Source organism: Ensifer sp. Root142 (assembly GCF_001426785.1).
Taxonomy (GTDB): domain Bacteria; phylum Pseudomonadota; class Alphaproteobacteria; order Rhizobiales; family Rhizobiaceae; genus Ensifer; species Ensifer canadensis.
In genome coordinates this window covers 225,527-237,927 of sequence record NZ_LMFK01000048.1, presented here as the reverse complement: position 1 = coordinate 237,927, position 12,401 = coordinate 225,527, and the positions used below count along the sequence as shown (strand labels likewise).

Annotated in this window: 7 protein-coding genes; 1 reads left to right on the top strand and 6 read right to left on the bottom strand. The window is 63.4% G+C overall.

The annotated features are described in order from the left end of the window. Positions 1-224 precede the first annotated feature (224 nt). The 5 genes from ASD52_RS34695 to ASD52_RS34675 form a co-directional block, all read right to left on the bottom strand. Positions 225-1,478, bottom strand: coding sequence for a TadE/TadG family type IV pilus assembly protein (locus tag ASD52_RS34695; protein ID WP_081788819.1), 1,254 nt, complete (start codon positions 1,476-1,478; stop codon positions 225-227). Positions 1,479-1,654: 176 nt separating this feature from the next. Continuing rightward, positions 1,655-2,533, bottom strand: a complete 879-nt coding sequence (locus ASD52_RS34690; RefSeq protein WP_057226588.1) for a transglutaminase family protein — start codon at positions 2,531-2,533, stop codon at positions 1,655-1,657. A 16-nt stretch (positions 2,534-2,549) separates the two neighbouring features. After that, positions 2,550-4,958 carry a circularly permuted type 2 ATP-grasp protein gene (locus ASD52_RS34685; protein ID WP_025424843.1) on the bottom strand — a complete coding sequence of 803 codons (2,409 nt, stop codon included), beginning with the start codon at positions 4,956-4,958 and terminating at the stop codon, positions 2,550-2,552. Continuing rightward, positions 4,959-8,285: a transglutaminase family protein gene (locus ASD52_RS34680; protein ID WP_025424842.1), complete on the bottom strand. Its 3,327-nt coding sequence runs from the start codon at positions 8,283-8,285 to the stop codon at positions 4,959-4,961. A gap of 132 nt (positions 8,286-8,417) precedes the next feature. After that, a complete protein-coding gene (locus ASD52_RS34675) occupies positions 8,418-9,452 on the bottom strand; it encodes an aldo/keto reductase (protein ID WP_025424841.1) in 1,035 nt (344 codons plus the stop codon). Positions 9,453-9,562: 110 nt separating this feature from the next. Between ASD52_RS34675 and ASD52_RS34670 the strand changes: the two genes are divergently transcribed. Beyond that, complete coding sequence (locus tag ASD52_RS34670) at positions 9,563-10,471, top strand: LysR family transcriptional regulator (RefSeq protein WP_025424840.1); 909 nt, start codon at positions 9,563-9,565, stop codon at positions 10,469-10,471. Between the two features lie 28 nt (positions 10,472-10,499). Here ASD52_RS34670 and ASD52_RS34665 read toward each other — a convergent pair whose 3' ends face one another. Then, positions 10,500-12,260, bottom strand: a complete 1,761-nt coding sequence (locus ASD52_RS34665; RefSeq protein WP_025424839.1) for a GGDEF domain-containing protein — start codon at positions 12,258-12,260, stop codon at positions 10,500-10,502. Between the last annotated feature and the right edge of the window lie 141 nt (positions 12,261-12,401).

Below are 12,401 nucleotides of genomic sequence, written 5' to 3'. Positions count from 1 at the left end.
CAGAACTGTCTTACCCTTTTGCGTTGGGAGGTCGCAGGCCGGAACCGACCGGGGATGGGCAATTTATGCATCGATCCGAAGCGCTTGCAACAGCTGTTTTTAAAAGGATTAGAATTGCCTGAATAGAAGGGATACGCGACGAAGAGCCATGGGCTTGACGATTGCGCGAACGAAAAATGCCGCCCGGCGGGACCGGGCGGCACAGTGGTGCGCGCTTTTGTTGTTTACTTGGTCAGGCGGGTCGCCATGGCCGAAGCCTTCTCGCCGATCGCCTTGAAGGCCGCGATCAGGTCGGCGGCTTCTTCCGCCTGGAAGTAGTTGGCGGTGGTGGTGGCGCAGGACTTGAGCAGTGCTTTGCCGCGGTCCGGTGCCATGAAGGCGACGGTATAGACCTGGATGTTGTTCTTGCGTGCCGTATCGCACCACGTCAGTGTCGTCGTGTCGTCGCTCGTGTTGTTGTTGTCGCCGTCGGTCATGAACACGATGTATTTTGTCGGTACCTGACCGTTCTTGGCCTTGTGCGCGGTATTTTCCGTCGCGGCAGTGACCTTGTTGTATGCGGTCTTAAAGGCATTGCCCGATGCTGTGCCGCCGGTTGCAACGAGGGCGTTGACATAGGTTGCCGTTCCCGTCGTGCCCCAATCGAGATTACCGGCCGTATCCTGCGCCGAATTGTAGGAAACGGCTGCCGTGCGGACATAGAGATCCTTCGGGTCGGCAATCTTCAACTGCGCGAGCAGATCCTTGACCGCGGTCTTGAGCGCATCGACCTTGGTGACGTAGCAGGGCTTGGTCGCCTTCAGGTTCGGATACTTGCTCCAGTTGTCCTCGGTGTAGTTGGCGCACGACGTTTTCGTCGTGTCCAACGCGTTGGTCTTCCAGGCCATCGAGCCGGAGCGATCGAGCACGAGATACATCGACAGCGCGTTCTTGGTTTCGGTTGCGCTGTCCGCGGTGGCCCGGGTTTCGAGCTGGGTCCATTTCCGCCCGAGCAGGCGGGTCATCGCGTTGAATTCGATCGTGTGCTTGTTGACGATCGAGACTTTGAAGGTCTTGCCCGTCGCGCCGTTGCTGCCCTCGATGATGTCGACGGTTGCCTCATCGACGGGCGGCTTGTCTTCTGCGGCCGGATCGGCGGCGGATTTGAACGATGCCGCAGTTCCGCCATTCTCGCCCCAGCCGTCAGTGGCACTGCCTGCGGCCGTGGACTGAGCCTTCAGGAAGTTCAATGCGATTTCCTTGGCCTCTTCCGGCGTAGGCGGAGTTTTCGACACCAGTGCAGACGCTGCGGCCAACGCTGCGGCGTCGGCCGCATCTTGCATCTGGTTCTTCATCGTCACCATGTTCGCCAGGTCGATGGCGACGCCACCGGCCGCAAGTATCAATGGCGTTGCCAAAGCCGCCATCATGCCGAAATTGCCGCCGCGGTCCTTCAGCATAGCCATGAAGGACCGGTTGATCGTGGATCGTTTTCCCATCTCTGCACACCCCAAGGAACGCGTTGCAAGCTTGAGGGGGACATTAGCGGGGGTGACTTACGATATCGTTCAGGCGATCGATTCAATTTTAGCGGAATGCAGGAAAACCAGTGGTTACAGCGGGTTCACGCGACACGGAGGCGTGCGAAAACGGGAACGTCGTGTCTCAAATCGGGTCAGGTGACCGGAATGACGTCAACGGCCTGTTCGGTCTTCTGCCCGCCATAGCTCTTCAGCACGCCGATGACGGGTGCAACGTCGCCGTAGTCGCGACCATGACCGACGACGATATGGTCGGTTCCAGCAGGGATATTGTTGGTCGGATCGAGTTCAAGCCAACCAGCGGTGGTGCCACACCAGATACGAACCCATGCGTGCATGGCGTCAGCCCCTTCCAGGCGCTCCTTGCCGGCGGGAGGAATCGTTCTCAAGAATCCGCTAACATACCCAGCGGGAATGCCGAGGCTCCTGAGCGCCACGATCATCACATGGGTGAAATCCTGGCAGACACCGCGTTTGAGTTCGAATGCTTCCGCCGGTGTGGTGCTTACCGTCGTCGCCTCGGCGTCGTAGACGAAGTCCCGGTGGATGCGGGCGCAGATTGCCGTTGCGATCTGGCGGATCGTCATCCCGGGAGTGACCACGGCTTGTGCGTAGGCCGCAATCTCCGGGACCTCCGTCAGAAGCGGACTGGGGCCGATGAAATGATGCGGCGCTTCCGGGTCGACGGACCACGAGGCGGCGAGCTCCGTCGGCAGGCGCGACAGATCGGCCGAAAAGTCGGCCGTCAGCGGCAACGACTCCACCTGCACCCGCGCCTGCATGCGGATCACGAGGTCGTCATGGGCGGAGCGAAACAGGATCGCGGTGAAGGGATTGGCGAAGAAATCGACGCTTTCGGAGCGTTCCGCCGGCATCGGGTGACAACTGAGCGAGCCGACGACGAGCCGCTGCCGGCCGGGCAGCGTCGCCGGCATGACGCGCACGAGGTGGCGCCCGCCGGACACCGGCACTTCGTAGCCGTAGGTGATCTTCAGGCTGATATCATAGAGCATGGGTGTATCCTGCCGGTCAGCCGAGATAGGTGTTGGCGAGAATATTGGAGAGCGCTTCCAGGTCCCGCTCCAGCCTGTTGTAGACGCCGAGGTTCATCGCCTCCGGCGTCATGACCGCAAGGCCGGAATGCAGGCGCATCGCCTCGCGGTAGAAGGGCGACATCTGGCCGTTGACATAGGCGTTCGGCAGAAGCTCCACCTCGGTCTTGATCTCGTTCAGCTGGTAGAGCACCGAGCGTGGGTTGAGCGGGTCGAGCGCCAGCAGGTCGGTCACGGTGAGTGCCGCGGTGTTGACGTTGTAGCGCCGGCGGTGGGTCATGACGCTGTCGCCGATCTCAAGCAGCATGTCGTAGGCGCCATCGGGGGCGTCGGGGCCGGACATATGACCAAGCAGCCGCGTCATGTGCAGCCCACGTTCGATGTAGCGGCCGATCGACAGAAAGCGCCAGCCGGTAAAGCGATACATGTTTTCGTGCACGAGACCGGCAAACCCAGCGAGCTTGCGCAAAAGCACGGTCATGGCGCGGGTGGCATCGTCGCCCGACTGCACGGTCGCATGAAACTTTCGTGCCGTCTGCGACAGATCGTTGAGCGCCAGCCAGCCGTCCGGCGAGAAGCGGTCGCGGATGTTGCCGGCGCTGAAGAGCGCGCTTGCGATATTGGCCAGCAGGCTGTCGGGCACCGCCTGGCGGGTATCGATATCGAGGGCGGCAAGATAATCGGTGACGTCCTGAAGCAGCGGCAGGCTCGGGTCGGCAGTCTCGGCAAACCGGCCGTGCCAGGCGCGCAGGATGCGCAACGCCCCTTCCGCGCGCTCGATATAGCGGCCAAGCCAGAACAGGTTGTCGGCCGCCCGGCTCGGCAGGCTTCCCGGCATGTTGCGGGTGAAGCTTTCCTCGGCCGGCAGCAAGGTGGTGCGTTCGACCGGCCGGTCGCTGACGATCCAGACGTCGGCCGCCGTGCCGCCGGCCTGCATGGCGATCGCGGCAACATCGTCGCCGGATCCGATGCGGGCAAAGCCGCCGGGCATGATCTGCCAGCCATCGCGGGTGCGGGCGGCAAAAACGCGCAGGCTCATCGGGCGCGGCGTCAGGCGGCCGCGCACCCAGGCCGGCGTGGTCGACAGCGTGACCGCCTCCTGGCCGACAAGTTTTCCGGCCTCGGCATCGAGCCAATCGGAGATCGACGCCTTGTCCTTTTCGCCCAGTGACGCTCCGAGCACCGACTGGCCGTTGTCGTCGAAGAACGGGCGCGTCGCATAGGCCGGGCCGATGACCATGCGCTCGATATTGGCGGCGACCTGCGCACGCTCGGATGTCTGGCCGCACCACCAGGTGGCGATCGATGGCAGCTTCTGTTCCTCGCCGAGTAGATGCCGGCAGATGGCCGGCAGGAAGGCGAGGAAGGCGCGCGTTTCGACGATGCCGGAGCCGAGCGCGTTGACGATCGCGACGGAACCGGCCCGCAGAGCCTCGACGATGCCGGGGGTGCCGATGTGCGACGACTGGTTCAATTCCAGCGGATCGGCGAAGGCGGCGTCGAGGCGGCGCCAGAGCACGCCGACCGGCTTCAGCCCGGCGACCGTGCGCACCATCACCCGTCCGCCGACAACAGTCAGGTCTTCGCCTTCCAGAAGCATGAAGCCGAGATAGCGGGCGATATAGGCGTGCTCGAAATAGGTCTCGTTGGCGATCCCGGGCGAGAGCACGGCGATGCGATCGTCCGGATGCAGCTTGCGCGCCTGCAGCGTGTCGCGGAAGGCGCCGAAGAAGCCGGCGAGGCGATGCACATGCGTTTCGGCATAGAGATTGGAGAAGGCACGCGTGGTGGCGACCCGGTTTTCCAGCGCGAAGCCGGCACCGGACGGCGCCTCTGTGCGATCCGAGAGGACCCACCAGTTACCATCAGGCCCACGGCCGATCTCGAAGGAGATGAATTGCAGGAAATGGCCATCGGCCGGTTTGACGCTGACGAGCGGTCGGAGAAAATCGGGGTTGGAGGCGATCAATGCCGGCGGCAGCAGGCCTTCGCGCACCAGGCGGTTTTCGCCGTAGACGTCGGCGACGACCTTCTCCAGAAGTTCGGCGCGCTGGATGAGGCCTTGCGAGACCGTCGCCCATTCGTGCTCGTCGATCAGGACCGGGATATGCGACAGCGGCCAGCTTCTCTCCGAGCTGTCCTTGCCGCCATAGACCCGATAGAAGACGCCGGCGTCGCGCAGATAGCGGTCGGCGCGTGCGAAGCGATTGACAAGGTCCGTTTCGTCGAGGCGGCCGAGCGTCGAAAGCAGCCGCTGCCAGACGGGCCGGACATTGCCGTGCGCGTCGAGCATCTCGTCGGCAATGCCTGGAAGTGCACGGTAGCCGAAAACCGGATCGTCATCGATGCCCAGCCGGCCTGCCGCTGCTGTCTGCTTCTTCGCCATTTACGCTCCTGGCGGACGCCTGAGATCAAGCGTCATCGGAAATTCCATCGACGGGCTTTCCGGATGAAGCAGGTAGCCTCCCGGAGTGTGGCCCCAGGGCTCGAACCGCGCCAGTCGCCGCGCTTCTGCCTCGTTGCCGTTGACCGGAAATGTCTCGTAACTGCGCCCGCCCGGATGGGCGACGTGGTAGACGCATCCGCCAATCGCCCGATTCGACCATGTATCATAGATATCGAATGTAAGGGGAGTGTTCACGGGCAAAACCGGGTGAAGGCCGGCGGCCGGTTGCCAGGCCTTGTAGCGAACGCCGGCAACGGCGCTGCCATTGACACCCGTCTTGGCGAGAGGCACGGGACGGCCGTTGCAGGTGACGGTGTAGCGCTCGGGATTTGGCGTGTCGAGCCTGACCTGCAGCCGCTCGACGGAGCTGTCGACATAGCGCACGGTGCCACCGATTGCGCCCTGTTCGCCCATGACATGCCAAGGCTCCAGTGCCTGACGAATTTCCAGCCTGCCGCCTTCGTATTCGACCTCTCCGCAGAAGGGGAAGCGGAATTCGAGCTGGGCCTCGAACCATTCCGGCCGAAGATCGAACCCATGGGCGCGCAGATCGGCGAGCACTTCGAGGAAATCCTGCCAGACGTCATGCGGCAGCATGAAGCGGTCATGAAGGGCGGTTCCCCAGCGCACGAAGCGGCCGTCGAGCGGGTGTTTCCAGAAACGGGCGATGAGCGCGCGCACCAACAGCTGCTGCGCAAGCGACATGCGGGCATTGGGCGGCATCTCGAAGCCGCGGAATTCGACGAGGCCGAGGCGGCCGGTCGGCCCGTCGGGCGAAAACAATTTGTCGATGCAGATTTCGGCACGGTGGGTGTTGCCGGTGACGTCTACGAGCAGGTTGCGGAACAGCCGGTCGACCAGCCAGGGCAGGGGCGGCGGTGTTGCGGAACCCGGCAGCGGGACCTGCGCGAGCGCAATCTCCAGCTCGTAGAGCTGATCGTGCCGAGCCTCGTCGATGCGCGGGGCCTGACTGGTCGGCCCAATGAACATGCCGGAGAACAGGTAGGAGAGCGACGGATGGCGCTGCCAATAGAGGACAATGCTCTTCAACAGGTCGGGCCGGCGCAGGAACGGGCTGTCATTGGGATTGGCGCCGCCGACGACGACGTGATTGCCGCCGCCAGTGCCGGTGTGGCGGCCGTCGATCATGAACTTGTCGGCGCCGAGCCGGCTTTGACGTGCCTCTTCGTAGATCGCGGTGGTGATATCGACGCACTCCTGCCAGCTGGCGGCCGGATGGATGTTGACCTCGATGACACCGGGATCGGGTGCCACGCGGATGACATTGATGCGCTCGTCGTGTGGCGGCGCGTAACCTTCTATGTGAAGCGGCAGGCCGAGTGCGGCGGCGGCCCGTTCGGTCGAAGCGATCAGGTCGAGATATTCCTCGATGCTCGTCGTCGGCGGCATGAAGACGCAGAGCCTGCCGTCGCGCGGCTCGACACTGATCGCCGTGCGCACCAGCCCGGCGATCTCGTCGCGTGGCTGGGGTTGCGGGGTTTCAGGCGCTTCCGAGGCCTGGAAGCGCGAATGCTGCGGGCGGGCGCTGGTTTCGGCGAAATCGGGCAGATCGTCGCGCGGAACGGTCGGGTCGACCGGATGGATATAGGGATAGGCGGACGGAGCGACATAGGGCAGGGCGCCGAGCGGCAGGCGATAGCCGACGGGGCTGTCGCCTGGAACGAGGAAGATGCGGCCGCGGCGGGTCTGCCACTTCTCGCTCATCCACCGCACGCCGGTGGCACGCGCATTCCAGGCCTGCACCGGCAGCACGTAGCCGGTCGGTGCCGTCAGGCCGCGCTCGAACACGCGGGCCATGCGGCTGCGTTCCTCTGGATCCTTCAGCTTGGAATTGGCCGGATCGACGTTGTCGGGAAGGTTTGCTTCCTTGAGCAGCCAATCGGCCGGGTCTTCGAAAGCCGGCACGACCATCTCAGTCGGCACGCTCAATTCGGCTGCCACCACATGCAGCAGGCGTTCGGCATCTTCTGCCGTCACGTCATGCTGGCCGTTCTCCTCGGCAATGAGATCGGCCTGACGCCAGATCGGCACGCCGTCCTTTCGCCAGTAGAGCGAGAAGGTCCAGCGCGGCAGGCTTTCGCCCGGATACCACTTGCCCTGGCCGTAATGCAGAAAACCGCCGGGCGCGAAGCGTTCGCGCAGCCGACGGATGAGGATATCCGCCTTCTCGCGCTTGGTCGGCCCGACAGCTTCGGTGTTCCATTCCTCTGCTTCGAAATCGTCGATCGATACGAAGGTCGGCTCGCCGCCCATCGTCAGGCGCACGTCGTTTTCGGACAGCACCTGGTCGACTTGCTCGCCGAGCGCGTTGAGGGCCTGCCAGCTTTCATCGGAGAACGGCTTGGTGATGCGCGGATGCTCGGCGACGCGCGAGACCTTCATGTCGAAGGCAAAGTCGGTACGAGTTTCAAGATCGCCGAAGAAGCCGCCGGAAATCGGGGCGGCGTTGCGGTAATGCGGCGTGGCGGCGAGCGGAATATGGCTTTCGCCGGTCAGAAGGCCGGAGGTCGGGTCAAGCCCGACCCAGCCGGCGCCGGGCAGATAAACCTCGGCCCAGGCATGCAGGTCGGTAAAATCGTGTTCGGTGCCGGACGGGCCGTCGAGCGCCTTGAGATCGGGCGCCAGCTGGATGAGGTAGCCCGAGACGAAGCGGGCGGCATAACCCAGATTGCGCAGGATCTGGACGAACAGCCAGCTCGAATCGCGGCACGACCCTCTGGCCGACGTCAGCGTTTCCTCCGGCGGCTGGACACCCGGCTCCATGCGGATGACGTAGCCGACGTCCTGCTGGAGCCGGGCATTGAGGCCGACGACCATGTCGATGGTCCGTTGCCGGGAGCGATCGACGGTCGCCATGAACGAAGACAGCGCCGGCCCCATCGGTTCCGGCGTCATGTAGATCTTCAGGTCGTCGATTAGGTCCTCAGGATAGGCGAAGGGCCAATGCTCGGACTCTTCCTCGATGAAGAAGTCGAAGGGGTTGTAGACGGTCATGTCGGCGACGAGATCGACTTCGACCTTCAGTTCGGTCACCGGATCCGGGAAGACGTAACGGGCGAGGTAGTTGCCGTAGGGGTCCTGCTGCAGATTGACGAAGTGGTTGGCAGGCGAGACTTTCAGCGAGTGGCTGATGACCTTGGTCTTGGAGTGGGCCGCCGGTTTCAACCGGATGATCTGCGGTGAAAGCCTGATCGGGCGGTCATAGGTATAGTGGGTCAGGTGGTAGATACTTGCCTTGATCGACATACCGGATTTTGTCCCCTTGATGGCAAGTCTAGCGCCGCCATTCAAAGGAAGTTTGTGCAATGCGAAGGGAGAAAGCAAGCGCGAAAGACAGCGCCGGATTTCTCCGGCGCGTCGATCGGCGGGCGGAGGCGTTCACACTGCCGGCGGGTTCAGGCGGGCGAAGCCTTCCTGGAGGTGATAGGGGAAGTGCGGGTAGGTGGGCGTCTTCTGACTGGCCTTGTCGAGCCGTGCAATCTGGTCAGGTGTCAGCGACCAGCCGACGGCACCCAGGTTCTGGCGCAACTGCTCTTCATTGCGGGCGCCGATGATGACGCTCGACACCGTCGGGCGCTGCAGCAGCCAGTTGATGGCGATCTGCGGGATGGTCTTGCCGGTCTCAGCCGCCAGCTCGTCGAGCACGTCGACGATATCGTAGAGCTTGTCGTCATCGACCGGCGGGCCGAAGGAGGCGGTATCGTGCAGGCGGCTTCCTTCCGGCCAGGGCTGGCCACGTCTGATCTTGCCGGTCAGGCGGCCCCAACCGAGCGGGCTCCAGACGAGTGCGCCGACGCCCTGGTCGAGCCCAAGCGGCATCAGTTCCCATTCATAGTCGCGTCCGACCAGCGAGTAATAGACCTGATGGGCGACGTAGCGCGGATATCCTTGTTTTTCCGCCGCGGCGAGCGACTTCATAAGCTGCCACCCGGCGAAATTGGAAACGCCGACGTAGCGCAGCTTGCCGGCGCGCACCAAGGTATCGAGCGTCGAAAGCACCTCTTCGACCGGCGTGCCGGCATCGAAGGCGTGCAATTGCATCAGGTCGATGGTGTCGGTGCCGAGGCGGCGCAGGGCATCGTCGATCCCCTTGATCAACCGCGAGCGCGACGAACCGGCATCGTTCGGACCGTCGCCCATCGGCAGTGACATCTTGGTGGAGATCAGCACGTCGTTGCGCCGTCCCTTGATGGCTGCGCCGAGCACCTCTTCGGAGGCACCGTCGGAATAGACGTCTGCCGTGTCGAAAAGATTGACGCCGGCCTCGATGCAGATGTCGACAAGACGGCGTGCCTCGGCATTGTCGCTGTTGCCCCAGGCGCTGAAAAGCGGGCCCTTGCCGCCGAAGGTGCCGGCGCCGAAACTGAGCGCTGGAACCTTCAATCCTGATGAGCCAAGCCGTCTGTATTCCATCATTCTAACTCCTCGTTGCGTTCGTGCCTGCATTGGCAGGAGGAAGGTGGTGTCTCTGGCATTTGAGAGGTAGACCGTCTGCAGGAACATCATTTGTGAGTTGAAGTCACATGTCGCGAAATTCGATCAACCGATCCGGCGAAATGGCCGTCTTCGTCAGGGCTGTCGAGCTCGGCGGCTTCTCGGCGGCGGCACGCGAATGCTGCATGACGCCATCGGCGGTGAGCAAGCTGGTGCAGCGGCTGGAAGAAAGGCTCGGCGTTCGGCTGATCAACCGGTCGACGCGGCAACTGCAATTGACGCCGGAGGGCTGCGCCTTCCACGAGCGAGCGGCCCGCATTCTCGCCGATATCGATGACGCGGAGAGACAGGCGGCTGCTGGCGATGCACCGGCGGGCCGCGTTCGTCTCAACGCCAGCGCATCGTTTGCCACGCATGTGCTGATGCCGCTGCTGCCGGAATTTCTGAGCGCCTATCCGGAGCTTTCGGTTGACATCATCCAGACCGATGCCGTCGTCGACCTCATGGCGGAGCGCGTCGACATCGCAATCCGCGCCGGTCCGCTCAAAGCCTCGAGGCTGATTGCACGCAAGCTCGGCAGCACGTCGATGACCATCGTTGGGGCGCCGTCCTATCTCGAGCGCTGCGGCAGGCCCGAGAGCCTTGACGCGCTGATGGCGCACAATCGCCTAAGCCTCAGCTATATCAGGTCCGTCGACGGCTGGCCGCTATTGTCCAATGGCGAAGCGATATTGCTGCCGCCGAGCGAGAAGCTGCGCGTGAGCGACGGGGAGGGGTTGCGCCGGCTGGTGCTTGCCGGCGTTGGACTGGCACGGATGGCGACCTTTACCGTTAGGGATGACATCGATGCCGGCCGGCTGGTGCCGCTGGTCGAGCATCTCAATCCGGGGGACCGCGAGACCTTTCACGCCGTGTTTCAGGGCCAGGGCGGGGCGCTTCCGTCCCGCGTCAGGGTGATGCTCGATTTTCTGGCAGCGCGAGCACGGTTGTCCGGGTGACGAGGAGACGGGGTGTCCGGCTGTCGGGTCAGCCGCAGACGCGATTGCGTCCTTCGGATTTCGCGCGGTAGAGCTCGGTGTCGGCGCTTTCGATCAGGCCTTTCCAGCCCGGATTGGCGTCGGCCCCGGCGACGCCGAAGCTTGCGGTGACGTTCAGCTCCTTGCCGTCGGCAAAGGTGATTGGCGCGCGCGCAAGATTGGACCTGATGCGTTCGGCAAGGGCGCGCGCTGCCTCGAGATCGTCGCCTGGGGTAATGACGGCGAATTCCTCGCCGCCGAAACGCGCGACGAGATCGGACGAGCGCACGGAATAGCGGATGATGCGGGCGGTTTCCTTCAGCACGATGTCGCCGACAAGATGGCCGTGGGTGTCGTTGATCTGCTTGAAGTGATCGATGTCCATGAGGATCAGGCAGGCGTTCTTGTCGTTACCCGCCGCATCCTCGGCGCCGCCGATGAGTTCCAGCGCGCGACGGTTGAGCAGACCGGTCAGTTCGTCGGTCTCGGCCTGGCGTTCGAGGTGCTTCATCAGGAGCGTGCGCTCGTCGAGCCTCTGACGCAGCACGTCGATCGCATCGAACAGCCGTCCCATTTCGCCTTCGCCGCCCTTGCCGCTCAATCGGGCGATCGGGCGGTCATGGGCAAGCTCGATGATGCTGTGGCGCGCAAGCAGCAGCGGCTCGAAGACCAGCGATCGCGCGCGGCGCATGAGAACGAGAAGAACGATGAACAGGGCGAAGGTTGCGGTGGTGGCGATCGCCAGCTTGACCGAAGCCTGCGTCTTGCTGCTGGCGAGCCTCTCGACCGTGGCATCCATGAAATCGCGGCGAAGGATCTCGAGTGGCTTCATCTTCGGAACGTAGCGGTCGGTGAATTGCTCCGCTGTCATCGGGTAATGCCCGGTATGCCTGCCGACCGAAACGACGCTGTCGACGATGGCAAAACCTTCGCCGAAGAACTGGTGCTCGATCGCAGCGATATCGGCGATGTTCTTCGGCTTCAGCCCGGGCAATGCGCCCGGCTTGCCGACGACGGACCAGATTTCCTGCAGGCGACCGCGGGTTCGCTCGCTGTCGGCGATGTTCTTGGCTTCCAGCGGTCTTCCGACCGCGACCGGAGCCATGACCTGGGACGCGAGCCGACCGCCATCCTCGCGCAGATTGGCGAGCATATGGGCGGCGATGGCGATGCCCGCCAGATCAGGATCGGTGTTGGTCAAGCGCTGGATGTTCCAGTCGAAGGCGGGGCGCATTGCGTCGATCACCGCAAACATGCCTTCGATCGCCATCTGGATTTCCTTGAGGTCGCGGCGTTCCGGCGGCAGGGCGGCGATGCGATCGATCTCGGCACGGCCGAGCTGAAGGCGACGCTGGACTTCGGCAAGAATGGGAGAAAGTGCCGTCGCCGGCTCCGACCGGCTGCCATCGGTCGCGCCGGCGACGATCTCGGCAAGGGCTGCGTCGCTGCGCGCCCGAAACTCGACAAGGCGCGCCTGAACCGGAGAACCCGGGCCGACGCCGATGCCCATCACCCCATTCGACGGCCCACGCTCGGCCGAGAGATAGGTTGCCGTGTTCAGAACACGACAGAACGCGATGACTTCCGCAAGGTTGCGTCGAGCAACAACGAAGTCGGAATAGGACGCGGCGATGATTTCGGTGGCAAGCACACCCGTACAGGCGACCACGATGGCGATCAGCCACTGCAGTTTGCGGCGCAGCATCTTCGCTGAGCGAAGGTTGCGACCGTTCTCGCCGCGCTGGAGCTCATTGTTGGTGTGATTGGTCATTTGCGCGAAGTTGGTCCACCAATGCTACCGGCTATCGTGCCGGAGTCGCGACAATTTCTTGTCGCGGAGAAGGAATGCTTTCCGCGATCAGTGATACATGCCGCATGTACTATCGCATAAGGTGTTAAATATCCCTGAAAT